This window comes from Pigmentiphaga humi, assembly GCF_900606115.1.
GTDB lineage: Bacteria > Pseudomonadota > Gammaproteobacteria > Burkholderiales > Burkholderiaceae_B > Pigmentiphaga > Pigmentiphaga humi.
Genome location: NZ_UWPJ01000008.1, coordinates 168,815 through 194,723 on the forward strand (window position 1 = coordinate 168,815; position 25,909 = coordinate 194,723).

The window sequence follows — 25,909 nt, forward strand, 5'->3', positions numbered from 1 at the left end:
TCTATTGATCTTCGTTGATCGTGCTATCAGGGCCGGCTGCCGTAATGCGCTTCCATTTCGCCCCCCGTCCCTTGCCCGTTGATTCGATCAACCCTTCCAATTTCATCGCCCGCAGCACTAGCCGCACCATGTCCCGGCTCACGCCTGGGCAGGCTTCTTCGATCTCGGAAATAGAAAACGGCAGTGTGCGCCCCAGGACTTCCGCGCGCACCCGGTCGCCCTTGCTGCCGCGGCCACGCTCGATGGTGCCGACACGCTCCTCGAACTCGCGGTAGGCCCGTAGCAAAGCACCCCAGAAGTAATCAAGCCAGGGTTTGACGTCGTGCTGCCCCTGGTGCCATCCCTGCGAACTGGCTTCCAGCGTCTCGTAATAGCCTTCCTTGGTGTCCTCGAAGATGCGTTCCAAACTGATGTAGCGACCCACGGCATAGTCGAAGTGGTAAAGCAGCAGCAAGGTCAGCAAGCGGGACATGCGGCCGTTGCCGTCCGGAAACGGATGGATGCACAGGAAGTCGAGCATCGCCAGCGGCGCCAAAACCAGCGGGTCGGCCAGATGCTGATCCAGCGCGGTGGCGTAGCGCCCGGTCAGATCGGCCATGGCCATGGGCGTGAGGTGCGCAGCAACTGGCTGGAAACGCAAACGCGATGTGCCGTCTGGGTGACGCTCGATGATGTCGTTGTTGGTAGCCTTCCAGCGCCCGCCCGCCTGCGGCATATAGCGGTACAGCAGGGTATGTAATTGCAGCACAACACCCTCGCTGAAGGGCATGTGCGTGGCGGACTCGTGGATCAGCGCCAGGGCATCACGGTAGCCGGCGATCTCCTGTTCGGAGCGGCTCTTTGGTGTTGCGTTGCGGATGACCAGAGACTTCAGCCGCGAGGGCGCTACGACAACACCTTCTAGTCGGTTGGATGACTCGGTGGACTCCACCACCGCGATCTGGCGCAAGCCCTTGAGGGCTTCGGGCGACTGCGCGGCGTAGAGTTGCTGCTTGCCCTGGTACTCGCCCAATGTGCGCAACGTGGCAGCCTGGGTACCGTCGAAGCGCAGCGCGGCAAGGTACTCGGGTGTGAGCGAGTGCATGGAAATGTAAGCCCAGGCTATCTAAATGGGTAATCATAGCCGTTAAATGGGGTATTTTCTCTAAAAATACCTCATTACAAGTGTCTGACTACCCCATTCCCTGAACGCAGGATCGGTCGTGAGGGGCCGGCATGGCAGACCAGGAAGGAAATGGGTGACATGAATCTTAAAAAGGGGAATGAAGCACTAATTACCCCATTTATCCCATTGCTTACCCCATTCCCCGCGCCCAGCCTTGGGCAACGGCAAATGGCAAGGGAACGGCACTCAAGGGACAACGGCCCTATCTAGAAAAGGAAAAGGCCACTCCCGTCCATTCGTTCTGCAACACCCGGCCAACTCTTACCTATGCCGCGCCACTGTCTTCCGCCGCACCCAGATAATCCGCCCAGTCCTGTAGCAGAGCCCTTCTCTGATCCAGCAGCAACGCCTTGTTGTACGTCGCCCGCACCTTGTTGCTCTCCACGTGGGCAAGCTGTCGCTCGATCGCATCAGGCCGGTATCCGTTCTCATTGGCCCAGGTTGAAAAGGTCGTCCGCCAGCAATGCGGCGTCGTGCCCCGCCCCAGATTCATGTCACGCATGGCGTAGGTGAGTCGGTTGGGCGTAGTGAAGCCCTTGCCGCTCCGGTGTGGGAACAGATAGCGGCCACCACCCGTGATGCACTGCAAATCCTTCAGCACGGCAATGGCCTGCATAGACAACGGGCTGACATGGTCACGCCGCGCTTTCATCTTCGCCGCAGGCCGACGCCACAGCGCATCCTCAAAGTCGAACTCGTCCCACTCGGCATCCGCCGCTTCCCCTGGGCGGCAGGCCGTCAGCGCAATCAGCCGCAGGCACAGCGAGGTTTCCGGATAGCCCCGGTAGCCGCGCAACTCCTGATAGAACTTCTGAATCTGCTCTCGCGTCATCGCCGCCTTGCTCTCGCTGAACGGCACGCGTAGCAGCCCGCGCAGGCTGGGAATTGGATTTGCCTCGACCAGTCCCCGCACCACCGCAAACTCGAAGATCGCCGACAGATCGCCTTTGACGTGAATCGCCGCCCACGCACCGTGGGCCCTGCACTTTTCCAGTAATGGGCGAATCTGCTTCACGCCAATGTCGCTCATCGGCATCCCATCGAACGTGAGTGACAGATACTTCCTGATGCGGGACTCTTTCGTCCGGTAGGAACTCTGTGCGAAGACTGGCTTGATCTCGGCCAGGTACGTTTTCGCAACTTTGGCAAACGAACTTTCGCGGGCGCGCTTGCGTTCCTCCAGTGCTTCCAGGTTGCGCTGCTTGAGCTGCTGCCGCTCATGAGCAGGATGGATACCCTGCTTGACCAAGGCACGGGCCTTTTCTCGGGCCGCGCGCGCCTCTGCAAGGCTCACTTGGGGAAAGCTGCCGATGGCAAAGAGGTTTTCCTTGCCTTGCAGGCGATATTTCCACCGCCAGAGCTTGCCACCGGTGGGCTTGACCAGCAGGAACAGGCCCCCGCCGTCTGAAAGTTTCCAATCTCGATCAGTCGGTTTGGCCGCCTTGACCTTGGCATCCGTGAGTAGATTCTCGGGCATCGTTGGACTCCACTGCGGGGAGATGTACCCCCACGGTTGAACACGAGTACCCCCAACGCTACCCCCGAATTTTTCAGACCTCGATGAACAATAGGAACGCTCAGCAGACCGTATTGTTTCTGCAACCCATTGATTTCAAATGGGCCAACCTGTCCACCAAGCGCTACTGAGCGCCACCGAGATCCAGCAAAAAGCGTCAGACGTTAAACAAGAAATTCATCACATCCCCATCCTTGACGACGTACTCCTTCCCTTCCGCCCGCATCTTCCCCGCTTCCTTCGCGCCGGCTTCGCCCTTGTACTGGATGAAATCATCAAAGGCGATGGTCTGGGCACGGATGAAGCCGCGTTCGAAGTCGGTGTGGATGACGCCGGCGGCCTGGGGCGCGGTGGCGCCGATGGGTACGGTCCAGGCGCGCACTTCCTTGACGCCCGCGGTGAAGTAGGTCTGCAGGCCGAGCAGCTTGAAACCGGCGCGGATGAGGCGGTTCAAGCCGGGCTCTTCCATGCCCATGTCGGCCAGGAATACGGCGCGGTCTTCGTCGTCCATTTCGCCCAGTTCGGCTTCGATGGCGGCGCAGATGGCCACGGTGGGCGCGTTCTGTTTGTTGGCGTACTCGACCAGTTTGTCCAGCAGCGGGTTGTTCGTGAAGCCGTCTTCCTTGACGTTGCCGACGTACATGGCGGGCTTGGCGGTGATGAAGCACAGCGGCTTGATCAGGGCCTGCTCGTCGGTGGAGAGGTCCAGGGCGCGGATGGGCTTGGCCAGGTTGAGCTGGGCCACGCATTTTTCCAGTATGGCGACCAGCTTGGCGGCTTCCTTGTCGCCGGAGCGGGCGGTCTTGGTGTGGCGCTGCAGGGCTTTTTCGGCGGTCTGCAGGTCGGCCAGCGCCAGTTCGGTCTCGATGACTTCGATGTCGGAAATGGGATCGACCTTGCCGGCCACGTGGATCACGTTGGGATCTTCGAAGCAGCGCACGACGTTGACGATGGCGTCGGTTTCGCGGATGTGGGCAAGGAACTGGTTGCCCAGGCCTTCGCCGGTGCTGGCGCCGGCCACGAGGCCGGCGATGTCGACGAACTCGACCGTGGCGGGCACGATGCGTTCGGGCTTGACGATTTCGGCCAGCGCGGCCAGGCGGGGATCGGGCACCTCGACCACGCCGACGTTGGGTTCGATCGTGCAGAAGGGGTAGTTCTCTGCCGCGATGCCGGCTTTGGTCAGGGCGTTGAAGAGGGTGGACTTGCCGACGTTGGGCAGGCCCACGATGCCGCACTGCAGGGCCATGGGTATTTCCTTTTGATCAAGACCGGTGATTGTAGCCTTGTCACGGGTCCGGCCGCCCCATCGCGGGAGCGCGCGCCCCGTCTTGCCGCGCGGATCGGCTTTCGAAGGAATGCGCGCCGAATCCGCCCCATAATGGCGGCTCGTCACTGCGATAGGCCCGCGTCCCTCCCACATGTCCACGCTGCGCTCCGCCCGGCATCTCCTGCCTTTTGCCGTCTGGCTGGCTGCCGCCGTTCTTGCGGTGGCGCTGGTGGCGGCGTTCGGGTATCGCGGCGCGCGCACGGCGCTTGCGGAACGGACGGCCGAGGCGGAGACGCGGCTGTCGGAAAGGCTGGCGCAGCACGACGCGCACCTGACGGCGCTGGCGGCGGTCATCCGCATGGCGCGCGCCGAACCCGATGCCGGCGTGCAAGGACTGGCGCAGGCGGTGCGGACGTTCTATCCGCGCATTACGGATATAGACGTCATCCGTCCTCGGGGAGAGCTGGCCTCGGTGGCCGGCTATGGCGGCGTGGACGGGCCGACGGCGGGCACGCTGCCTGGCGCGGCGCTGCCGCCGCTTTCCAGTCCTGGAGAGACGGCCATCCATGCCCGCGCGGACCGCGGCGGCTACGATCTCGTCAAGCTGGTGGCGCCCGGCGTGTATCTGCGGCTGCGCATCGATGCTGCCGCGCTGATCGCGGGGCTCGCGCCGGCGGACTATGGCGCCGTGCTGCGGCTGGACCAGCGGGAACTGGCCCGGGCGGGACCCGGCGCGCAGGGGCTGGCCGTCATCGGGCGGGGCGCAGAGATCGCCAGCGCGAGCCAGCCGCTGCGGCTGGAAATCTCGCGCAGGCTCGGCGCCTGGGAGCTGCTGCGCCCGGCATGGACTCTGCCGCTGCTGCTGGGCCTGGCGCTTGCAGTCTGGCTCGCGGCGCAGTATCGCCGCGCCGTGCGGGACAGGCGCGAAGAGGAACGGCGCGCCGCCCTGCTCGAGCAGGAGGCCAGGCTGGCCCATGCCGGCCGTGTCAACGCGCTGGGCGAGATGGCCTCCGGCATCGCCCACGAACTGGCCCAGCCGATGGCGGCGCTGCTGACGCAGAGCCAGGCGGCGCGCCGGGCCGCTGCCCAGGGCCGGCAAGACCTCCTGCAGCTCGCCCTGGACGCCAACGTCCGCGAGGCCAGGCGCGCCGGCGATATCCTGGGCCGCATGCGCGTCTATATCTCGGGGGACGCGGCCCGGCTCGAGGCCGTGCCGCTGGCCGACGCGCTGACCGAGGCGCTGCGGCTGGTCGAGCCCGATCTCGCGCGGCGCGGCATCGCGCTGCGCGTGTCGCTGCCGAATGCGCCGTGCGGCATCCTGATCGACGTCATCGCCTTCCAGCAGGTGATCGTCAATCTCGTGCTGAATGCCGCCGAAGCCCTGGCCGCCGGCACACCCGCGCCGCGCATCGACATAAGCGCCGTGAGACAGGGCGAGCAGGCCGTGATCACCGTCGCCGACAACGGCCCGGGCATTCCGCCCGAGGCCCTGCCCCGCCTGTTCGAGCCCTTCTTCACCACCAAGCCCGACGGCATGGGGCTGGGCCTGCCGCTGTGCGCGAGACTGGCCGAGACCATGCACGGCAGCGTGGAAGCCGCCAATGCGGACGGCGCGTGTTTCACGCTGAAGCTGCCGATCAGGATGCCCGCATGATTTATCTCGTGGACGACGACACCGCGGTACGGGAGGCCCTGGCGCTGCTGCTGGCCACCTACGGCAGGGAAACCCGGGGCTTTCCCGACGCCGCGCACCTGCTGGCGCAGCTGGATCCCGACCGGCCCGGGATACTGGTCCTCGACCTGCGCATGCCCGCCATCAGCGGGCTGCAGTTGCTGGCGCAGCTCGCCGCCCGCGGCATCTCGTGGCCGGCCATCATGATCACCGGCCACGGCGACGTCGAAGCCTGCCGCCGGGCGTTCCGCGCCGGCGTGACGGATTTCCTGGCCAAGCCCGTGGACGAGCACGTGCTGATGGAAGCAGTCGCCGCCTGCGAGGCGGAGCTGGCCGAGCTGCTGGCCCGCCGCGAGGCGGCCGCGCTGCTGGACCAGCTCACGCCGCGCGAAGCCGAGGTGCTGGACCTGGTATCCAAGGGCCTGGGCAGCCGGGAGATCGCCGCGGCGCTGAACGTGTCCGTGCGCACGGTGGACAGCCACCGCGCCGGCATCGCCGCCAAGCTGGGCACGCCGGCGGTAGCCGAGCAGACCCGCCTGTGGCTGGCGCGGCATCGGTAATCCTACCGACCCGGACCGGTTGATCTGCGAATATCGCCCGCGCGCGGCGCGCCCTACAGTGGCTCCCGGACGTCATGCCGACGTCGATCAACGCAGAGAGACCCTCATGAAAGCCACGCTCATTTCCGCCGCCTTCGCGCTGTTCGCCGCGCCCGCCTTCGCCGCCGATACGGTGGCCCCGCCCAGCCTGAACACCGCGCTGGCCGTGAACCTCGCGCAGGATGCCGTCGCCGCCTGCGCCGCCGACGGCTACAACGTCGCCGCGGCCGTGACCGACCGCGCCGGCATCCTGCTGGCGCTGGTGCGCGCCGACAATGCCGGCGCCCACACCGCCAACGCCGCCACGGCCAAGGCCTACACCTCGGCGTCCTCGCGCATGCCGACCAGCGCGATGGCCGACACCGTGCAGAAAAACCCCGCCGCGGCCGGCCTGGCCGACATTCCCGGTTTCCTGGTGCTGGCCGGCGGCGTGCCGGTCAAGGCCGGCAATGCCGCCGTCGGCGCCATCGGCGTGGGCGGCGCGCCCGGCGGCCATCTGGACGAGGCGTGCGCGCTCAAGGCGCTGGACAAGCAGGCCGCCCGTTTGAAGTAAGCGGTTCCGGAAGACCGCGCCAGCGCCTGCCCGGCCGGACCGCCGGGCAAAACCCGGCCCGCGTCACAGATTGGCCTGCACGAAATCCAGGAAGGTCCGGGTCTTGGCGGGCATCAGGCGGGTCGAGGTCAAGGCGTAGATGGGCAGCATCGGCGCGCTCCAGTTCTCGAGCACCCGCACCAGGCGGCCCGCTTCGACGTCCTTGCGGCATATGCTTTCCGGCAGCAGCGCCAGGCCGGCCCCGCCCAGGATGAGGCGGCGGATGATGCCTATGCTGTTGAACGACAGCGTGCCTTTGACGTCCACCTCCACCCGCCTGCGGCCGTTCGTGAGCGTCCAGGTGTTCTGGATGCCTATTTGATGCAGCCTGCCCTCCAGCACGCAGGCGTGGGCGCTCAGGTCCGCGGGCGTCAGCGGACGGCCATGCCCGGCCAGGTAGTCGGGCGAGGCGTACACGTGCACGGCGACGTCGGCGAGTTTCTTGGCGGTCAGGCCTGAATCCGGCGGCGCGCCGATGTGGATGGCGACGTCGTAGTTCTCGGTGAGCGGGTCCACCCGGCGCGTCGTGAAGTCGAACTCGAGCACCAGATCGGGATATTCCGCGGCGAACCGGGTCAGCCCGTTGACCAGCCGCAGGCCGAAGTCCACGGTGGCGGCGACGCGCAAATGCCCGCGCGGCCGGTGCCGCGCGCTGATCAGCTCTTCATGGGCGCTCTGCACGTCCTCGAGCAGGCGCCGACAGGAGGCGAAGTAGTTCTGGCCCTCCTCGGTCAATTCCACCTTCTGCGTCGTCCTCTTGAGCAGGCGCAGCCCCACTTCGCGCTCGAGCTCAGCGACGCGCCGCGACACCGTCGATTTGGGCAGGTCGAGCGCCAATCCGGCTTTGGTGAAGCTCTTCGCCTTGGCGACTTCGGCGAAGACGGCGATGTTGCGCAACAGGTCAGGGGTCAATGCACGTCTCCGCTTGTTCCACACGAGGAACAAGTTTTCCCAAAAAGCGGACTTCGCTCAATGGGGGATTTGACCGATGATGCTTCGACCGAACCGGCGCGCCCATGACGCCGAATGAAAAGGAGGAGACATGCACAGCCATAGCCACGGCCGCCTGCCGCCGGCGCACGATCCCGATCCGTCCTACGGCGACGCCAGGGCCGAAGCCGCGCATGGCGCCGCGCGGCGCCGGCTGCTCCGGGCAGCGTCATGGGCGGTATGCGGCCTGCTCACCGCCAGCCCGCTGATCGCGGCGGAGGCGCACGCCCAGGCATTCCCCACCAGGCCGGTCCGGATCATCACGCCTTACCCGACCGGCCTGACCCCGGACATCGCCACGCGGCTGGTCGCCGAGAAACTGTCGCGCTACTGGAACCAGCAGGTGGTCGTGGAGTCCCGGCCGGGCGGCAACGGCTTCATCGCCATCACCGCGGCCGCACAGGCGCCCGCCGACGGCCACACCTTGCTGATGGTGGGCAACGCGCACGTTTCGATCAACCCGCATCTGTTCAAGAAGATTCCCTACGACGCCGAGCGCGATTTCACGCCGCTTTCCACGCTCTATCAGGCGCCGTTCTTTCTTGCCGCCTCGGCCGACGGCCCCTATCGCAGCGTCAAGGACATCGTTGCCGCCGCGGCCTCCGATCCGAACCGTATCGCGTACAGCAGCCCGTACGTGGGCAGCCCTCCGCATTTCGGCGGAGCGGTGCTGGCGAACCTTTCGAATACGCGCATGCTGGCCGTGCAATACAAGGAAGGGCAGCAGATGTACGCGGCCGTCGCCAATGGCGACGTGGCGTTCTCGGTGGCGACGATACGGTCGTTCGCGCCGCTGGTCGATGCCGGCAAGCTGAAGGTGCTTGCCGTGGCCGCGCCCAAGCGGCTGCCGGCCTACCCCGACATTCCGACCGTCGAGGAATCCGGCGGGCCGGCGGGCCTGGAAGTCACGACCTGGACCGGCCTGGTCGCGCCGCGCGGCGTGCCGGCCGACATCGTCGAGCGCATCAGCGCCGACATCGCGCGCGCGCTGAACGAGGACGACGTCAAACAGCGCTTCACGGCCGACGGCGTGATGGCATGGCCCAGCACTCCCACCGCCATGGCCGCGCTTCTGCGCGACGAACACCAAACCTATCGAGACCTGATCAAACGAGTCGGCCTCCAGGCCGAATGACAAAGCGCACCATGGCATTCAAGATCACGCTTCAGCCCAGCGGGCGCACCTACGATGCGCCCCCCGACACGACCGTATTGAACGCCGGTCTCGAAGCCGGCCTCAGCCTGCCCTACAGCTGCCGCGCCGGCACCTGCCGGACCTGCAAGGCCCGCATCGAGCAGGGAACGGTGGACCATGGCGGCGCCCATCCGTTCTACCTGCCGGACGACCAGAAGGCGCAGGGCTATGCGCTGCTGTGCAAGGCCAAGCCGCTGAGCGACCTGGTGGTGCACGTGCAGGAACTGTCGCTGCAAAGCACGCGCCCCCGCATCGTGCCGTGCCGCGTCAAGCGGGTGTCCCGGCCGGCGCCCGGCATAGCGGTCATGGAACTGCGGCTGCCGATGAACGAGAACCTGCTGTTCGCCGCCGGCCAGTTCGTCGATTTCCTGCTGCCGGACGGCCAGACGCGCAGCTATTCGATTGCGACGGCACCCCGCGCCGAGGGAGTGATCGACCTCGAACTGCATTTGCGCCACACGCCCGGGGGCCTGTTCACCGACCGCGTGTTCGGCAGCGAAATGGAAGGATCGCTGCTGAAGTTCCGCGGTCCGCTGGGCAGTTTCTACCTGCGCGAAGATTCCTCCAGGCCGATCGTCCTGCTGGCCAGCGGCACGGGCTTCGCGCCGATCAAGGCAATCGTCGACTACGCGCGCAGCCGCGGCATCGATCGTCCGATGCGCCTGTATTGGGGCGGCCGCCGCCCGGCCGACCTCTACATGGACAGCCTGGCCCGCCAATGGGCGAGCGAGATGCCCTCGTTCGACTACGTCCCGGTGCTTTCCGACGCCGCCGAGGCGGACCGGTGGAGCGGCCGCACGGGCCTGGTCCACGAGGCCGTCATGGCGGACCACCCGAGCCTCGCCGGCCACCAGGTCTACGCCTGCGGCTCCCTCGCGATGGTGGACGCCGCGCGCCGCGACTTTACTTCGCTGCGCGGGCTGCCGGAATCCGAATTCCTGTCGGACGCCTTTCTCACCGAAGCCGAGCGCGCCGCGGCGGACAAGGCTTCTGAGCCTGCCATCTGAATCACGAGGAACACATCCATGCGCATCAAACAACCCTTCGCGGGCACGGCCAGGCCCGACTCCGTCGTCCGCGCCGAATACCTGTCGCACGGCACGCTGGAATGCTACAGCCTGGAAGCGTCCCGCCGGTTCTACGAAGAGTTCCTCGGCCTCGAATGCGTGCGCCACGCCAAGCCGGCCATGGCCATCCGCTGCGGTTTGAAGTTCCACATCGTCTGCCTGGAAGTGGGCGACAAGCTCCACCCCGCGAACGTCGACAACCACTGGGGCCTGGACGTCGGCAGCGCGGAAGAAGTGGAGCGCATATGGAAAGCGGCGCACGACCTGCGCGACGAGTACCGGATCGGCCAGATCATGGATCTCGTCAAGCAGCACGGGACCTATTCCTTCTATTTCGAAGACCTGGACCACAACTGGTGGGAAATCCAGTACTACGACGGCATCCAGCACGACGACATGTTCGACTTCGGCGACCGGTACAGCGCCGCCGACCTGCACGAACCGAACGCCTGACCCGCCACGGAGCCGCGCGGCGGCATCCGGCATCCACGACGAAGGACATTCACGATGAGCTATCGCCTGCTGACGTATGAAATCGATGGGCGGCCGCGCGCCGGCCTGCTGACCGGCGACCGTATCCACGACCTGGCCGAAGCCACGCGCCGCGCGGAATGGAGCACCGTACTGGGCGCGCTGCAGCAATGGGAACAGGCGCGGCACGCGTGCCGCGAGGCCGCCGGCCGGCTGGCGCCGACGGCCGGCGGCCTCGCCCTGGACGATGCGGTGCTTCGGGCGCCCATTCTTTACCCCGGCACCATTTATTGCGCCGGCGCCAACTATACGGATCACGTCGCGGAGATGTTCGCCGCCCAGGGCCTGCCCATGGGGCCGACGATGAAGGAGCTGGGCGACCAGCCCTGGCATTTCATCAAGACCTCGCGCAGCGCCGTGGTCGGACCGGGCGCGGCCGTCGCCATCCCGAACGATACCCGCTGGCTGGACTGGGAAATAGAACTGGCGGCGGTCATCGGCCAGCCGGCGAAGAACGTGTCCGCCGCCGAGGCGCTGGACCACGTGGCCGGATTCACCATCGCCAACGACCTGTCCGCGCGCGACCACATGAAGCGCGCCGCGCAGGACCCCATGTCGCCGTTCTACTACGACTGGATCGGGCAGAAATGCTTCGACGGCGCCTGCCCCATCGGGCCCTGGATCGTTCCCGCCGACGACATCGGCGACCCGCATGAGCTCGGCATGAAGCTCTGGGTGGGAGACGAGCTCATGCAGGATTCGAACTCGAACAAGCTCATCTTCGATATCGCCGAACAGATCGCGGCGCTGTCCGCCCGCGTCACGCTGCAGCCCGGCGACCTGGTGCTGACCGGCACGCCGGCCGGCGTCGGCATGGGGCGCAAGCGCTTCCTGCAGAGCGGAGAACAGGTCCGGCTCTGGATCGAAGGCATAGGCGAGCTGCGCCACAGCATCGCGTAATCGCCGCCGAGGACGGGCGGTCCATCACACAACAACGGCCGCCCCGGTTCATTTTCCCCCAAGGAGGAGCATCATCATGCACGCACGCGTGGCAGCAGCCATCGGGGCGAGTCTCGCCTTGCTGGCCAACCAACCCGCCGGCGCCGCCGACGCCTGGCCCGCCAAACCCGTACGCATCATCGTGCCGCAAGCGCCAGGCGGCCAGAGCGACATCTTCGTCAGGCTGTTCGGCAACGAACTCAGCCAGCGGCTGGGCGTCCCGGTGGTCGTCGAGAACCGGGCGGGCGGCAACACGTTCATCGCGGTCAGGGGCTGCACGTCGGCCAAGGACGACCATACCTTCTGTGTGTTCTACACTGACACCACCATGGTGGCCAACCCGCTGCTGCTCAAGGACATTCCGTACGATCCCGACAAGGACCTGATGCCCATCACGCCCTTGTTCGTATCGACCCAGGTCGTCGCGGTCAACGCCAAACTGGGCGTCAACAGCATGCAGGAACTGGTGCAGGCCTCGCGCCGCCAGTCCGGCGGCCTGAGCTATGCCACGCCCAGCCATTCCCTGGCCATCATGTACATGGAGAAATTCAAGCGCGAAGCCGGCGCCGACCTGACCTACATCCCGTACAAGGGCGGCGGCGAAGTGGTTCAAGCCGTGGTGGGCGGGACGACGCCGGTCGGCTTCGTCAGCTACGTCAACGTCATTCCCCACGTGAAGAGCGGACAGCTGAAAGTGCTCGCCGTCGACAGCGAACAGCGCTTTGCCTCGCTGCCCGACGTGCCGACGCTCAAGGAAGCCGGCTATCACTACGACCGGCCGCGCACCGTGCTGGGATTGTTCGCGCCGGAAGGCACGCCCGCGGCCGTGGTCGAGCGCATGTACCGGGATTCGCGCGCCATACTGGATGATGCGGCCTTCAACCGCCAGCACATGGTCCCCGCCGGGCTCGAGGTCAAGGACATGGCGCCCTCGGCCTTCGCAAGCCACATCCGCAACGACAGGAGCTATGCGCAGGTTCTCGTGAAGGAAGCCGGCGTGCAGCCCCAATGAGCCATCCCATGACCGACGCGACCCCCACCCCATCGCTCATCGTCCGTATCCCCGCCAGGGACGGCGCGCTGCTGACGGCGGCCGTGTACCTCCCGCCGGGCGCCGGCCGATTTCCCGCGCTGTTCGCCGCTTCGCCCTACCGCTTCGACAACAACCGCCTGCCCCCCACGAACATGTTCATGTGGAGCGGAGAAACCGGGCCCATCGCCTACTACCTTTCCCATGGCTACGCGTTCGTCCACATGGACGTGCGGGGCACCGGGCGTTCGGAGGGGGAGTATCGCTACCATGACGAGCTCGAGCAGACCGATCTGTACGACGCCATAGAATGGATAGCCGCGCAGGCATGGTGCACCGGCAAGGTGGGAGGAATCGGCCAGTCCTACTATGCCCGCATGCAATGGTTCATGGGCATACAGAATCCGCCTTCGCTGGCCTGCATCGCGCCCTACGACGGCAACATCGACACCTACCGCGCGGCCGCCTACAGCGGAGGCATTCCGGGATTGTTCCCGGTGCACTGGTACAACAATTCCCTGCGCGCGATCAATGAATGCCCTTACGAGGGAGAACCGCGCCGGATCGACTGGGACTTCATCGGCGAGATCCGCGCCCACCCGCTGTACGACGAGTTCTGGCGGATCCGCGCCGCGGCCGAACGGCTGGCCGAAATCACCGTGCCGGTATTCTCGATCGGCGCGTGGAGCAAGGTGGACTACCACCTGAACGGCAACATCGTGGGGTACCAGCGCCTGCGGTCGCCCAGGAAGCTGCTCGTTCTGGGAGGCAAGGACATGTTCAAGGCCCTGGCCGATTTCACCAGCACGGCTTTCCATGAGACCTATCTGCGGCCGTTCTACGATCATTATCTGAAAGGCGAGCGAACCGGCTACCTCGAACAGCCGGAGGTGCGGTACTTCCTGTCCGGCGCGGACCGGATGCGCAGCGCCGAGGCCTGGCCGCCGCCCCAGGCGGGCTATCGACGGCTGTACCTCGATGCGGCGCACAGCGGGTCGGTGTCCTCGCTGAACGACGGCATGCTGTCGGAGCAGCCGCCGGCCGGCGCCTCCTCCGCCACCTCTTATCGTTACCCGGACCCCCAGTGGCGCGGCGGCGTCGTCAGCATGGACGAACAGGGGCGCCTGGATCCCGTGCGGCGCACGCTGACATTCACCAGCGCGCCGCTGGCAGCGGATCTCGAAGTGACCGGGCCGGTCAGGCTGGTTCTGTTCCTGTCGTCGTCCAACTCCGACACCGACGTCGTCGTCAAACTCGCCGATCAATTCCCCAACGACTCGGCCGGCCAGCCGGTTGCCCGCGTACTGACCAAGGGATGGCTGCGCGCCTCGCACCGCCAATTGGACGACCGGCTGTCCCGGGAAAACGCGCCGTGGTACACCCATGCGGACCCGGAGCCTCTTCTTCCCGGCCAGGTCTATCGGCTCGACATCGCCATCATGCCGATGGCGCACGTCTTCAAGGCCGGGCACCGGATACGGATTTCGATCGCCAACGGCGACGCGCACGCTACCGATTTTCCCTACGACCACCTCTACACACCCGACAAGGTGGGAGAAGACGCCATTCACCATGACAAGGTCCATGCTTCGCACCTGGTGCTGCCGGTCATGCATGGATGAACGGCCTTATTGCCCTGGAGAAAGAAGATGAAAGGAAAGATCGCGCTGGAGGAGCATTTCGCGATTGAAGACACGTTGATGGACTCGGCGGGCTTCGTGCCGGAGAAGGACTGGCCCGAACTGAAGTCGCGGCTGCTGGACATCCAGGATCGGCGGCTGCGGCTGATGGACGAGCACGGCATCGAGCTGATGATCCTGTCGCTGAACGCTCCGGCGGTACAGGCGATCGCCGACCACCGCAAGGCGCATGCCATCGCGCAACGGGCGAATGATTTTCTGGCGGAGCAAGTGGCCAAGCGCCCCGACCGGTTCCGCGGTTTCGCCGCGCTGGCGATGCAGGAGCCGGAACTGGCGGCGGCGGAGCTGGAGCGCTGCGTGACAGACCTGGGCTTCGTCGGCGCGCTGGTGAACGGCTTTTCCCAGGACGAGCGGCATGGCAAGCCCTTGTACTACGACATGCCGCAATACTGGCCGTTCTGGGAAACCGTGGAAAAACTCGACGTGCCGTTCTACCTGCATCCGCGCAATCCGCTGCCCGCCGATTCCGGCATCTACGACGGCCATGGCTGGCTGATGGGGCCGACCTGGGCCTTCGGCCAGGAAACGGCCGTGCACGCCCTGCGCCTGATGGGTTCGGGCCTGTTCGACGCGTATCCGGCGCTGCGCATCATCCTAGGCCATCTGGGCGAAGGGCTGCCGTACAGCATGTGGCGCATCGACCATCGCAACGCCTGGGTCGAGACGACGCCCAAGTATGCGGCCAAGAAACAGATCGCCGCCTATTTCAACGAGAACTTCTACCTGACCACGTCGGGCAATTTCCGCACCCAGACGCTGATCGACGCCATGCTCGAAATCGGCGCCGACCGCATCCTGTTCTCGACCGACTGGCCTTTCGAGAACATCGACCACGCCGCCGACTGGTTCGACGCCGCCAGCATCAGCGAGGCCGACCGGCTCAAGATCGGCAGCCTGAACGCCGCCCGCCTGTTCAAGCTGGGCTAGGGCCCGCCTGCTTGCCATCGAGCAGCGCCAGCACCGCGCGGTGCAGGTCGCTGGATGCATCGCACAGGTCGAGGATCACGTCGAAGTGGTTGCGCTGCTCGATCAGGCGCTCCTCGGCCAGCAGCCCGCGGTCGCGCCAGTATTGCGCGACCGCGTGGCTCTGCCGGCGGAATTCGTCGGTGTCGCCCTGCGCCACCGCGACCGCCACCCGCGTCTTGCCGCCAGGCTCGTTGGCCAGCAGCGAGAACGCCTCGACCTGCTCGGGCGTCAGGTGCAGCCGCTTGTTGCGATAGCTCAGCCGCACCGGTTCCAGATCGCCCAGGCCGCTGACCAGCACCGCCCCGGCGAAATCGTTGGACGGCAGGCCGCGCGCCTTCCAGTCGTGGATCAGGCACTGCGTGACAAGATGGCTGCCGGAGGAATGTCCGATCAGCACGATGCGCGCGGGGTCGCCGCCATACCCGGCGATGTTGCGCACGATCCAGGCGATGCCGTCGCGCACCGCCCCGACCATGTCGGCGAACGGCACTTGCGAGGCGCGCGGAAAGCCCAGCACCACGGCCATGCACCCGGCGCGCAGGAAGGCCGGCACGGCGAAGGCGCTTTCTTCCTTGCTCTGCCCCAGCCACGCGCCGCCGTGGACGTAGACGACGACGGGCAGCGGCCCCGCGCCCCCGGGGCGATAGATGTCGAGTCTGGCATCGGAGTGCTCGCCCCAGCGTACGTCGCGATGCGTGCACAGCGGCGAGGCGTCGCGGCTGAGCTGCGCGGTGCGGTCCAGGATTTCCTGGAAGCCGGGGCAATAGCGCTGGTTGTCGTATTGCAGGTCCAGCGCGTCCTGGTCGTAGTCTCCGAATACCGGTGTGGTCATGCAGGCGATTCCTGTAGCTGTCATGCCGACAACTTAGCAAAGGCCTTTCTTTTTAGGAATTGAATTGTTTGCATGGATTGATATGCAAACCCGATAGGTCGGCCGCGCGGCGCTAGCCATCCAGCCACGCCGGCGCGTAGTGCTGCAGCACCCACAGCAGCGCCATGGGGCCCGCGTTGAACATCGCATGCAGCGCAATCGACGCGAGTATGCCGAAGCGCACCCGCATCCAGCCCAGCACCAGGCCCGACGCCCATTGAGGCAGGACCAGCAGCGGCAGGATCAGCCAGCCCGACTCGCCGAGCCGGAAATTGGCCAGGTGCAGGAAGGCAAAGGCCAGCGTAACCAGGTGGAAGGTCCAGGGAAACAGGCTGCGATAACGCCGCAGCACGCTCCACGGCCAGCGCTGGCGCCGCCAGGCCAGCACGCCGGCCACCGCCGCGCAGGCGAACGCGATGCTGGCGCCCGCTGCCAGGCCGGGCCGCATGAACATGGCCGCGATCAGGATGGGCAGCAGCCACAGCGCGGCGGCCGGCCGGCGCAGGCCGAAGCGGAAAAGCATTTCTTCCAGCACCGGCGCCCATACCACCGCGTGGAACCAGGAAATGTGCAGCACGTCGAGCCGGCGCTCGGCTCCCGAGGCGAACGCCACCGATGCCGCCAGGGGGCCGAGCACCAGCAGATTGATGCCCCAGAGCACCAGCAGCCATTGGAAGAAATGCGGGCCCTTCAGGCCGCCCAGCCACTCCTGCGTCCCCAGGAAGCGCCATCCGCCCGGCCCGCGCACGGACGCGGGCGCGCGCGGCAGCCGCGGCCCCAGCCGGGGGCGCCTGACGAAGGCGAGGAAATCGGTGAATTCGCGGAAGAACCCGGGCGGCCCCGCCGCGGCAGGCGCATCCGGCAGGGGACGCTCCCGGGGCGCGCCAGACTCAGGCATTCCCGCTGTGCAGCTGCTGCATCGCCTGTTCGAACTCGCCGTCCAGCACCGCCGGCACGATGGCGCGCGCGCGGTCGATGGTTTCGTCGATGCGGGCCTGCTCTTCCTTGCGAGGCGGATGCAGCACGAAATCCACCACTTGCTGCGCCAGGCCGAGCGAACGCGGGTGCCCGATCCCCAGACGCAGCCGCCAGAATGCCGGCGAACCGAGCGCGGCCTGGATGTCCTTCAAGCCATTGTGCCCCGCATGGCTGCCGCCCTGCTTGAGCTTGGCCTGCCCCGGCAGCAGGTCCAGTTCATCGTGCGCCACCAGAATCTGCTCGGGCGCCAGCTTGTAGAACCGGGCCAGCGCCCCGACCGACTGCCCGGAGCGGTTCATATAGGTCATCGGCTTGACCAGCAGGACGATCTCCCCCGCCACCCGCGCCTTGGCCACGTGCCCGAAGAACTGTTTCTCGTTGGCGAAGGAAACACGCAGGTCGTCCGCGATCTGGTCCAACAGCCAGAACCCCGCATTGTGTCGGGTACGTTCGTAGTCGGGACCGGGATTGCCGAGGCCGGCGATGAGACGGATAGGGTCGGGCATGGAAACAAGGGGAAGAGAACCAACAGCCGCCATCCTACCGGCAAAGCCAGCCGCGCGCCGCGCCGCCGCCGGATCCACCCGGAATCGCCGGCTTGGCGCCGCTCCGAACCCGTGAACGCGGAAGCCTGCGGTTAACCCCTATTTTTAAATCGTATACGAAATATAGAATCCGTTATTACACAAACCCGATCCCGCCGTGCGCGCACCGTAAAGATGCGCGCCAGCCAACCCTCAAGACTCAAGACGCTGCATCCATGTTTCCCTGGCATTCGAATACGACCGAAGACTATTTCGCCACGGTGCGCGAAACCAAGCTGTCCAAGCTGGTCCGCGACGACCTGCTGCAGCAGATCCTGGGCGGGCAGCTGCCGCCCGGCGCCCGTATCAACGAGCCCGACGTCGCGGCGCGCCTGGGCGTGTCGCGCGTGCCGGTGCGCGAGGCATTGCGCGAACTCGAAAGCTCGGGACTGGTGGTGGCGCGCAAGCATGCCGGCGTATTCGTGCGGGAACTCGACGCCGACGAAATCCGCGGACTGTACGACTTGCGCTCGCTGCTGGACGGCTACGCGGGACGCCGCACCGCACAGCTCACGCTGCCGCAGCGCCTGGACCTCGCCGATGCGCTCGACGAGTCGATCGCCGTCATGCGCGCCGCCGCCGATGTGCACGACGTCAGCAGCTATTACGCCGAGAACCTGCGTTTCCACTGGTTGCTGGTAGAGGCCGCCGACAACCTGCCGGTGGTCGAGACTTATCGCGGCGTGGTGCAGAAGCTGCACCTGTCGCGCCTGAAGAACCTGTCGCAGGACACCGGCATGCGCGTGTCCATCGCGGAACACGTAGAGATCGCCCAGGCGCTGCGCGACGGCGACGCGGCGCGCTGCGAAGCCTTGCTGGCCAGCCACGTCCACCGCGCCTTCGGACGGCTGGGCGACACCACGGATCCCTGAGCCCCCCGGGTCCCGGCGGCCGCCGCAGAGCGGCCGCTTCATTCGAAAAAAGAGGAGACATGCCATGCAACGACGTACGTTCCTTCAGGCAGCCCCCGTGCTGCTCGCCCCCGGTCTCGCGGGCCTGCCCGGCCTTGCCGGCGCGCAGGGCTATCCCGACAAGCCGATCCGCTACATCGTGCCGGTGGCGCCCGGCGGCGGCAGCGACATGGTCGGCCGCACGGTCTGCGAACGCTGGAGCCGCGCGCTCGGCCAGCAGATCGTCGTCGAGAACCAGGGCGGGGGCGGCGGCGTCATTGCCTGCCAGAACACCGCGCGCGCGCCGGCCGACGGCTATACCTTGATGCAAGGCTACGTGGCCACGCACGGCACCAGCCCGGCCACCCGCAAAGTGCCTTACGACGCGGTCAAAGAATTCACCCCCATCGGCATGATAGGCGCCACGCCGAACATCCTGGTGATCGACCCCAAGCTGCCGATCAAGAACCTCAAGGAATTCGTCGAGTACGTGAAAGCCCATCCGGGACAGATCAGCTACGGCTCGGCCGGCGCCGGTTCGCTGACCCACCTGACCATGGAACTGATGGCCCAGCAGCTCGGCATTCCCATGACCCACGCCCCCTACCGCGGCGTGGCCCCGGCGCTCACCGACACCATCGGCAGCCAGACCCAGGCGGTCTTCCCGGGCCTGGCCGCCGCCCTGCAGCACATCCGCTCCGGCCGCCTGCGCGCGCTGGCGATCACGGGCAACAGCCGGGCGCCTCAAGTGCCCGACGTGCCGACGCTGGACGAGCTCGGCCTGAAGAACTTCGACGCCGTGCAATGGTACGGCGTGGTCGGCCCGGCCGGCATTCCGGACAACGTGGTGACCAGGCTCAACGAGACCCTGAACACCGTGCTGAAGGCGCCCGACATGCGCGAAAAGCTCGGCGGCGAAGCCGTCGAGCCCATGCCCATGTCGGCCCCCGAATTCAGCGACTACCTGCAGAAGGATCTGGCGCGCTGGACCGCGCTGGCCAAGGCGCAAAACATTTCCCTCGACTGACGTTCTTCATCCTATCTATCCCATGGCACGCAACACCCAGGTCCAGGCCGACCATAACGCCCCTCCCGTCACCCGCATCCTCGCCGAGTACGTCGCGACCCATTCTTCGCGCGGCTGGAGCGACGCGGTGGACCACGAAGCCCACCGCACCTTTCTCAACTGGCTGGGCTGCGCAGTGGGCGCGGCCCATCACGAGGCCGCGGCGGCGGCGCTGGCCGCCGTCGGCGTGCTGCAGCCGGCGCCGCAGGCAACAGTGGCGGGCCGGCGCGAAAAAGTCGACATCGCCAGCGCGGCGCTGATCAACGGCATCACCTCGCACACCTTCGATTTCGACGACACCCACCTCAAGACCATCATTCACCCCGCCGGCCCCGTCGCCTCGGCGCTGCTGGCGCTGGCCGAACTCAAGGGAGCCAGCGGCCGCGAGCTGATCGATGCGCTGGTGCTGGGCATCGACGTCGCCTGCCGCATGGGCAACGTGGTCTATCCCGAGCACTACGACCGCGGCTGGCACATCACCGGCACCACCGGCATGCTCGGCGCGGCCGCCGGCTGCGCGCGCCTGCTCGGGCTGAATGCCGACCAGACGCAGATGGCGCTGGGCATCGCGGCCTCGCAGCCGATCGGCCTGCGCGAACAATTCGGCACCATGACCAAACCCTTCCATCCGGGCGCCGCGGCGCGCGCGGGCCTGATGTCGGCGCTGCTGGCGCAGCAGGGATTCACCGCCAGCCCCCGCGCGCTCGAGGCCCCGCGCGGCTTCGCCCAGGTCGTGTCGACCAAGACGGCGTGGAACGAGGCCACCGATGAACTGGGCCGGCGCTTCGAGATCTCGTTCAACAGCTACAAGCCGTTCGCCTGCGGCATCGTGATCCATCCCAGCATCGACGCCTGCGTGCAGTTGCGCGCCCAGGGCGTGGCCGCCGACCAGGTCGAACGCATCGAGCTGAAGGTGCATTCGCTGGTGCTGGAACTGACCGGCAAAAAGGAGCCGGCCGATGGCCTGCAAGGCAAATTCAGCGTCTACCATGGCTGCGCCGCGGGATTGATCTTCGGCAAGGCAACCGAGGACGAGTACGCCGACGACATCGTCAACCGCGCCGACATGGTGGCGCTGCGCCGCAAGGTCGTGGCGACGGTGGACGACGGCATCGACGAGGCCAGCGCCGACGTCACGGCGGTGCTGGCCGATGGGCGCCGGGTCCATGTTTTCGTGGAACATGCGATCGGCTCGCTGCAGCGCCCCATGAGCGATGCCGACCTGGAAAGGAAGTTCAGCGGCATGTCGGATCCGGTGCTGGGCGCACAGCGCACGGCTGCGCTGATCGCGGCCTGCTGGGAGCTGGGCGGCGCCGCCGACGTGCGCGCGCTTGCGGCATTGGCCCGGCCGGCGTAGCGGCCCACGGAACCGGCCGGCCGTATCCGGGCCGGACGCCCGGGTAGCCAGGCGGCCGGGAGCGCAGGCGCTGCGCTCCCGGCGCGATTCAATCGACCGTGATGTTCGCGCCCTTGGCGAGCTTGACCCAGAACTCGCCGTCTTCCACCAGGAAGGTCTCGAACGCTTCCGGCGAGGCCGACAATGCGACTTCGGTGCCTTCCTTGGCCAGCGCGGCCTTGACGTTGGGCTGGTTCATCGCCGCCGACGTGGCCTCGTAGATTTTCTTCACGACGTTGGCCGGCGTCTGCGCGGGGACGAAAACCCCATACCAGAATTCCAGGTTGTACTCGGGCAGCCCGGCTTCGCGCATGCCCGGCAGATCGGGCACGAGAGAGGATTTTTCGCGGGTGCTGACGGCAATGGCGCGCAGCCTGCCGCCCTTGGCGAACGGCAGCACGGAAGGCGACGTGCCGAAGGTCAGCTGGGTGTCTCCCGCCATGACGGACTGCACCGCCGGGGCGCCGCCGCGATAGGGGACATGCGTCATGTCGGTGCCGGTCAGCAGCGTGAACAGCGCCGCCCCCAGGTGCGGCGCCGAGCCGTTGCCGGAGGTGGAATAGTTCAGCGCGCCGGGCTTGGCCTTGGCCTCCTTGATGAGGTCGCCCAGGCTATGGATGTCGGTCTTGGGATTGACCGCCAGCACGAGCGGCGAGGTGGTGATCTTGGTGACCGCCTTGAAATCCTTGGGGGTGTAGGTGAGCTTGGGATTCAAGGCGGGATTGATGGAAATGCTGCTGGGGCTGGCGATCAGGATGGTGTAGCCGTCCGCAGGCGCCTTGGCGACGTAGTCGGCGGCGATGCTGGAGCCCGCGCCCGGCTTGTTGTCGATGACGACGGTCTGCCCCAGCGCTTTGCTGAAGGCCTCGTTCATCGCGCGGGCGACGAAGTCCGCGGCGCCGCCCGGGGCGAAGCCGACGACGACGCGCACCGTGCGCGAGGGGTAGTCGTTCGATTGGGCCATGGCATGCATGGCCGGCGCGCTCAGGCAGAGCGCCAGGATGAAGCGGGTGGTGCGCATGGGGTGTCTCCTCGATCTTTTTTGTTTGGATGGACTGTTCAGACTGCAGGCATGCGTAGCACGATCTTGCCTGCATGGCCGCCCGACTCCATGCAGGCCTTGGCCGCGGCCAGTTCCTCGAATTCGAATCGCTTGTCGACCTGGGGCACGATGCGTCCCGAGGCGAAGTAAGGCAACACCTCGGAACGGAACCGCGGCACAGCGGCGGCCCGTTGTTCCTTGGTGCGCAGTTTGTTGGACACGCCGAAGAGGGTGAGCCGCCTGGCATGCACGGCCTCGAGGTCGATCGGCGCCTCGAGCACGCCGTCCACGTAGCCGACGATGGCAAGCCGCCCCTGGAAGGCGGCGGCGCGGATGTTCTCGGCGAACACGCTGCCGCCCACCGCGTTGACGACCACGTCGGCGCCGCGCTGTCCGGTGGCGTCGAGCACGGCGGCGGCGAAGCCGGCGCCGCGGGTATGCAGCGCCACGTCGAGCCCGAGCGGCGCGAGCAAATCCAGCTTGTCCGCCGACCCCGAGGTGCCGATGACGCGGGCGCCCATCGCCTTGCCGAGCTGCAGCGACGCGACGCCGACGCCGGACGACACGCCGTTGATCAGCAGCCACTCCCCCGCCTGCAGCCGGCCTTGCAGGACCAGCATGTCGAAAGCGACGAGGAAGGTCAGGGGCAGGCATGCCGCCTGTTCCCACGACAGGGCGGCGGGCTTGGGCATGGCCTCGGCGGCGTCCATGAGGCAATACTCGGAGAACGCGCCCGCGCATCGGCCCATGACCGGATCGCCCACCTTGAACTCGGCCACTTCACTGCCGGCCGCGACGACCTCGCCGGCGCCCTCGCCGCCGATCTGCTTCCAGCTTCCGGGCTGTCCATGCAAACCGTGTCCCGGCACGAACTCGCCCCGGTTCAGCCCGGCGGCATGCATGCGCACCAGCACCTGCTTCGGGCCGGGTTCCGGCATGGGCGATTCGCGGCATGCCAGCGTGGTGTCCGCGTCGGTCATCTGCATCCAGTAGCTTTTCATTGTCCCCCCTGGCCGGCTCATCGGCCGACGAATACCGGCTTGCGCTTCTGCATGAAGGCGGTGCGTCCTTCGGCGTAGTCTTCGCTGTCGAAGCAGCCGCGGATGAGCGCGGTGCAACGGTCCAGGTCGAGCTCCGGCGAAGGCTTGAGAATCTCGGTGGTGATCGCCTTGGCGGCGGCCACGGTCAGCGGCGCGTTCTCGGCGATGGCCTGCGTGTACTCGGCCAGCAGCGCCGGCAGTTCGTCCACCGTGCTGCTGCGGCTGATGAGCCCCAGCGCCCGGGCCTCGCCGGCGCCGATGCGCCGGGCGGTGAAGAACAGGTCCTTCGCCGCTCCCGGCCCAATCAGGTCGATCAGGTTCTTCATGGCCGAATAGCGGTAGCCCAGCCCCAGGCGGGCCGCGGGGATGGAGAAAACCGAGTTGTCGGAGGCGATCCGGATGTCGCAGCTGATGGCGACGTTCACGCCGCCGCCTATGCAATAGCCGCTGATGCATGCCAGCGTGGGCTTGGGAAAATCGTGGATGGCCATGAGCGTGCCCTCGGCCATGGCCTCGTAGCGGGTGACGGCCTCTCGCGCCGCGCGCATGTCTTCGAACTGGGAAATGTCGGCGCCCGAAACGAAGGCCTTGCCTCCGGCTCCGGAGAAGACGACCAGGCGCACGCGGTCGTCGCCGCGCGCGGCGTCGAGCAGCGGCGGCACCGCTTCCCACATGTCCGCCGACAGCGCGTTGTGGCGCGAAGGATTGTTGAACCGGATGTGCAGCGTGGCGCCATCGAGCCACGTCAGGACACGCTCGGTGGACGATCGGTAGTCGGGATGGGACATCAGTAGACTCCCTGGGATTTCATGCGGGCCATATCGTCGGCGTGGTATCCCAGCTCCTGCAGGATCTCCTCGGTGTGCTCGCCCCGCCGCGGCGCGGCGCGCGCGATGGTGCTGGGCGTGCGCGTCAGTTGCACCGGCTGGCCGACCAGGCGCTGCCTGCCGAGCCGCTGCGATACGACTTCCTTGACCATGCCCAGATGCCGGACCTGCGGTTCGTCGAAGACCTCGGCCAGGTCGTTGATGAGCCCGCAGGCGACGCCGCCCTCGTTGAAGCGGGTGATCCAGTAGCCGCGGTCCTGCTCGGCCAGCCGGCGGTCGATCTCGGCGTTGAGCGTGTCGCGGTTCGCCGAGCGCGAGGCCTTGTCGTGATAGCGCTCGTCGGTGATCCATTCGGGCGCGCCCAGGATGGCGCAGAAGCGCTCCCAGATCTTGGAGCCGAACACGGCGATATTCATATAGCCGTCGCGCGCCTTGTAGACGCCGGTGGGGATGCTGGTGGGATGGAAGTTGCCGGCCTGGGTGGCCACTTCGCCATCGATCAGATAGCGCGAGGTCTGGAAATCCATCATGTAGACCATGGACTCCAGGAGCGAGGTGTGCAGCCACTGCCCCTTGCCCGAGGACGCGCGCTCGAGCAGCGCAACCAGGATGCCCTGCGCGGCGAAGATGCCCGCGCACAGATCGCCGATGGGAATGCCCACCCGCACCGGGCCGCCGCCCGGCAGGCCGGTCACCGACATCAGGCCGCTCATGCCCTGGGCGATCTGGTCGAAACCGGGACGCTGGGCATACGGGCCCGTTTGCCCGAAGCCGGAAATGCTGGCGTACACCAGCCCGGGGTTGGCCTCGGCCAGCGTTTCATAGTCGATGCCCAGGCGGAATTTCACGTCGGGGCGAAAATTCTCCACCACCACGTCGGCGGTCGCGATCAGCCGCTTGAGCGTGGCGATGCCGTCGGCCTCCTTCAGGTTGAGCGTGATGGAGCGCTTGTTGCGGTGGGTGTACTGATAGTCCGAACCGTCCTGTCCGCCCAGGGTGTCGTCGCCGCGCATGTGTTCGGGCATCTGCACCTGGATCACGTCTGCGCCCCAGTCCGCCAGTTGGCGGCACGCGGTGGGGCCGGCGCGCACCTGGGTGAGGTCGATGACGCGGAAGCGCTTGAGCGCGTCGGAAGCCGGAAGATGGGGCATGAGTCTCTCTTTCGCTGTTATTTCGGCATAGTGTTGCCACATCATAGAATATTGTCAACACTTTGCGATATTCGTAGACACATTTCAGCGATATGTACACCGCTGGCTGCCTCGGACGAGGTTTGCCCGCAGGCTTTCAGGTAGGATTGCCCGATGGACGACTCTCCCTCCCCCACCCGCAGCGCGGTCCTGTCCCAAACCGTCGCCGAAGAGCTGAAGCGCTTGATCTATTCGGGCGAATTCCAGCCGGGCGAACGCCTCAACGAGGCCGCGCTCGCCATCCGCATGGGCACCAGCCGCGGCCCCATCCGCGAGGCCATGAAAGTGCTGGCCGGTCTCGGACTGGTCACGCCGGTGCCCAACAAAGGGGTATTCGTGCGGCAGTTGTCCGTGCGCGAGATGATCGAGGTCTACGAATTGCGCGCGCTGGTGTTCGGCTACGCCGCGGAGCGGGCCTGCGAACATTTCTCCCCTGAGGCCGGAGCGCGCTTCGAGCGGCTGCTGGCCGGCATGGACGAAGCCTGCGAGGCCAGCGACGGCACGCGCTACTACGAGTTGAACCTGGCCTACCACGAGCTGATCCTGGATCTGTGCGGCAACCGGCGGGCGCGGCAAGCCTACGACGACTACGTCAAAGAGCTGCATTTGTTCCGGCGCAGGTACTTCAATGTGCGCAGCAACATGCGCAAGTCGAACGTGGAGCACCGCAAAATCTACGAGGCGATCGCCTCCGGAAGCGCGGCCAAGGCGCGCGCGGCGGCCGAACGGCACGTGCTCGACGGCCGGTCCAGGCTGCTGGCCACGCTCGAAGAACCGCTGGCGGGATAGCCGC

General features: G+C 66.7%; 25 protein-coding genes. 14 read left to right on the forward strand and 11 right to left on the reverse strand.

The genetic code is table 11. From position 1 onward, the window contains the following. Position 1 precedes the first annotated feature (1 nt). From PIGHUM_RS04450 to ychF, 3 genes are all read right to left on the reverse strand, one after another. Positions 2–1,084, reverse strand: coding sequence for a Fic family protein (locus PIGHUM_RS04450; protein ID WP_124078046.1), 1,083 nt, complete (start codon positions 1,082–1,084; stop codon positions 2–4). 346 nt (positions 1,085–1,430) lie between these two features. Beyond that, a complete protein-coding gene (locus PIGHUM_RS04455) occupies positions 1,431–2,642 on the reverse strand; it encodes a tyrosine-type recombinase/integrase (protein WP_124078048.1) in 1,212 nt (403 codons plus the stop codon). A gap of 196 nt (positions 2,643–2,838) precedes the next feature. After that, on the reverse strand, positions 2,839–3,930 hold the full coding sequence (gene ychF / locus PIGHUM_RS04460) for a redox-regulated ATPase YchF (protein ID WP_124078050.1): 1,092 nt from the start codon (positions 3,928–3,930) through the stop codon (positions 2,839–2,841). A 172-nt stretch (positions 3,931–4,102) separates the two neighbouring features. Between ychF and PIGHUM_RS04465 the strand changes: the two genes are divergently transcribed. From PIGHUM_RS04465 to PIGHUM_RS04475, 3 genes are all read left to right on the forward strand, one after another. Further along, a complete protein-coding gene (locus tag PIGHUM_RS04465; RefSeq protein ID WP_124078052.1) occupies positions 4,103–5,605 on the forward strand; it encodes a sensor histidine kinase in 1,503 nt (500 codons plus the stop codon). Continuing rightward, positions 5,602–6,183, forward strand: a complete 582-nt coding sequence (locus tag PIGHUM_RS04470) for a response regulator transcription factor (RefSeq protein ID WP_124078054.1) — start codon at positions 5,602–5,604, stop codon at positions 6,181–6,183. The genes PIGHUM_RS04465 and PIGHUM_RS04470 overlap by 4 nt, the downstream gene beginning before the upstream one ends. A gap of 106 nt (positions 6,184–6,289) precedes the next feature. Further along, positions 6,290–6,775, forward strand: a complete 486-nt coding sequence (locus PIGHUM_RS04475) for a GlcG/HbpS family heme-binding protein (protein ID WP_124078056.1) — start codon at positions 6,290–6,292, stop codon at positions 6,773–6,775. 63 nt (positions 6,776–6,838) lie between these two features. Here the strand turns inward: PIGHUM_RS04475 and PIGHUM_RS04480 are convergent, their stop codons facing one another. Continuing rightward, a complete protein-coding gene (locus tag PIGHUM_RS04480) occupies positions 6,839–7,726 on the reverse strand; it encodes a LysR family transcriptional regulator (RefSeq protein ID WP_160142159.1) in 888 nt (295 codons plus the stop codon). A 130-nt stretch (positions 7,727–7,856) separates the two neighbouring features. On the opposite strand from PIGHUM_RS04480, the gene PIGHUM_RS04485 reads away from it, so the two are divergent. The 7 genes from PIGHUM_RS04485 (at position 7,857) to tsdA (ending at position 15,193) form a co-directional block, all read left to right on the forward strand. Beyond that, positions 7,857–8,939 (forward strand): Bug family tripartite tricarboxylate transporter substrate binding protein, encoded by a 1,083-nt coding sequence (locus tag PIGHUM_RS04485; protein ID WP_124078060.1) that lies wholly within the window; start codon positions 7,857–7,859, stop codon positions 8,937–8,939. An 11-nt stretch (positions 8,940–8,950) separates the two neighbouring features. Then, positions 8,951–10,006, forward strand: coding sequence for a CDP-6-deoxy-delta-3,4-glucoseen reductase (locus tag PIGHUM_RS04490; protein WP_124078062.1), 1,056 nt, complete (start codon positions 8,951–8,953; stop codon positions 10,004–10,006). 18 nt (positions 10,007–10,024) lie between these two features. Beyond that, on the forward strand, positions 10,025–10,519 hold the full coding sequence (locus PIGHUM_RS04495; RefSeq protein ID WP_124078064.1) for a VOC family protein: 495 nt from the start codon (positions 10,025–10,027) through the stop codon (positions 10,517–10,519). Positions 10,520–10,573: 54 nt separating this feature from the next. Then, on the forward strand, positions 10,574–11,497 hold the full coding sequence (locus tag PIGHUM_RS04500) for a fumarylacetoacetate hydrolase family protein (RefSeq protein ID WP_124078066.1): 924 nt from the start codon (positions 10,574–10,576) through the stop codon (positions 11,495–11,497). A 76-nt stretch (positions 11,498–11,573) separates the two neighbouring features. Further along, on the forward strand, positions 11,574–12,548 hold the full coding sequence (locus PIGHUM_RS04505) for a Bug family tripartite tricarboxylate transporter substrate binding protein (RefSeq protein WP_124078068.1): 975 nt from the start codon (positions 11,574–11,576) through the stop codon (positions 12,546–12,548). A gap of 8 nt (positions 12,549–12,556) precedes the next feature. After that, entirely contained in the window at positions 12,557–14,188 is a 1,632-nt protein-coding gene (locus tag PIGHUM_RS04510; protein WP_160142160.1) for a CocE/NonD family hydrolase, read from the forward strand. Positions 14,189–14,215: 27 nt separating this feature from the next. Then, positions 14,216–15,193 (forward strand): gamma-resorcylate decarboxylase, encoded by a 978-nt coding sequence (gene tsdA, locus PIGHUM_RS04515; protein WP_124078072.1) that lies wholly within the window; start codon positions 14,216–14,218, stop codon positions 15,191–15,193. Here tsdA and PIGHUM_RS04520 read toward each other — a convergent pair. The 3 genes from PIGHUM_RS04520 to pth form a co-directional block, all read right to left on the reverse strand. After that, positions 15,180–16,064: an alpha/beta hydrolase gene (locus PIGHUM_RS04520; RefSeq protein ID WP_160142161.1), complete on the reverse strand. Its 885-nt coding sequence runs from the start codon at positions 16,062–16,064 to the stop codon at positions 15,180–15,182. The two genes, tsdA and PIGHUM_RS04520, sit on opposite strands and share 14 nt — an antisense overlap. A 112-nt stretch (positions 16,065–16,176) precedes the next feature. Next, positions 16,177–17,001: a CPBP family glutamic-type intramembrane protease gene (locus tag PIGHUM_RS04525; protein ID WP_124078076.1), complete on the reverse strand. Its 825-nt coding sequence runs from the start codon at positions 16,999–17,001 to the stop codon at positions 16,177–16,179. After that, positions 16,994–17,587: an aminoacyl-tRNA hydrolase gene (gene pth / locus PIGHUM_RS04530; RefSeq protein WP_124078078.1), complete on the reverse strand. Its 594-nt coding sequence runs from the start codon at positions 17,585–17,587 to the stop codon at positions 16,994–16,996. The genes PIGHUM_RS04525 and pth overlap by 8 nt, the downstream gene beginning before the upstream one ends. A 254-nt stretch (positions 17,588–17,841) precedes the next feature. Between pth and PIGHUM_RS04535 the strand changes: the two genes are divergently transcribed. The 3 genes from PIGHUM_RS04535 to PIGHUM_RS04545 all read left to right on the forward strand — a co-directional run bounded on the left by PIGHUM_RS04535 (position 17,842) and on the right by PIGHUM_RS04545 (position 20,978). Then, positions 17,842–18,537: an FCD domain-containing protein gene (locus tag PIGHUM_RS04535; protein WP_124078080.1), complete on the forward strand. Its 696-nt coding sequence runs from the start codon at positions 17,842–17,844 to the stop codon at positions 18,535–18,537. A gap of 64 nt (positions 18,538–18,601) precedes the next feature. Continuing rightward, entirely contained in the window at positions 18,602–19,582 is a 981-nt protein-coding gene (locus PIGHUM_RS04540) for a Bug family tripartite tricarboxylate transporter substrate binding protein (protein WP_124078082.1), read from the forward strand. Between the two features lie 22 nt (positions 19,583–19,604). Further along, positions 19,605–20,978 (forward strand): MmgE/PrpD family protein, encoded by a 1,374-nt coding sequence (locus PIGHUM_RS04545; protein WP_124078084.1) that lies wholly within the window; start codon positions 19,605–19,607, stop codon positions 20,976–20,978. 88 nt (positions 20,979–21,066) lie between these two features. Here the strand turns inward: PIGHUM_RS04545 and PIGHUM_RS04550 are convergent, their stop codons facing one another. From PIGHUM_RS04550 to PIGHUM_RS04565, 4 genes are read right to left on the reverse strand one after another with little or no spacing between them, the layout of a single operon-like run. Continuing rightward, a complete protein-coding gene (locus tag PIGHUM_RS04550; protein ID WP_124078086.1) occupies positions 21,067–22,038 on the reverse strand; it encodes a Bug family tripartite tricarboxylate transporter substrate binding protein in 972 nt (323 codons plus the stop codon). Positions 22,039–22,076: 38 nt separating this feature from the next. Next, positions 22,077–23,060 (reverse strand): zinc-binding dehydrogenase, encoded by a 984-nt coding sequence (locus PIGHUM_RS04555; RefSeq protein WP_124078088.1) that lies wholly within the window; start codon positions 23,058–23,060, stop codon positions 22,077–22,079. Positions 23,061–23,077: 17 nt separating this feature from the next. Beyond that, complete coding sequence (locus PIGHUM_RS04560; protein ID WP_124078090.1) at positions 23,078–23,887, reverse strand: enoyl-CoA hydratase; 810 nt, start codon at positions 23,885–23,887, stop codon at positions 23,078–23,080. Further along, complete coding sequence (locus PIGHUM_RS04565; RefSeq protein WP_124078093.1) at positions 23,887–25,077, reverse strand: CaiB/BaiF CoA transferase family protein; 1,191 nt, start codon at positions 25,075–25,077, stop codon at positions 23,887–23,889. Before PIGHUM_RS04565 ends, PIGHUM_RS04560 begins: the two co-directional genes overlap by 1 nt. Before the next feature lie 153 nt (positions 25,078–25,230). Here PIGHUM_RS04565 and PIGHUM_RS04570 point away from each other — a divergent pair, with 153 nt between their 5' ends. Continuing rightward, on the forward strand, positions 25,231–25,905 hold the full coding sequence (locus PIGHUM_RS04570; protein WP_124078095.1) for a GntR family transcriptional regulator: 675 nt from the start codon (positions 25,231–25,233) through the stop codon (positions 25,903–25,905). The last annotated feature ends 4 nt before the right edge of the window (positions 25,906–25,909 follow it).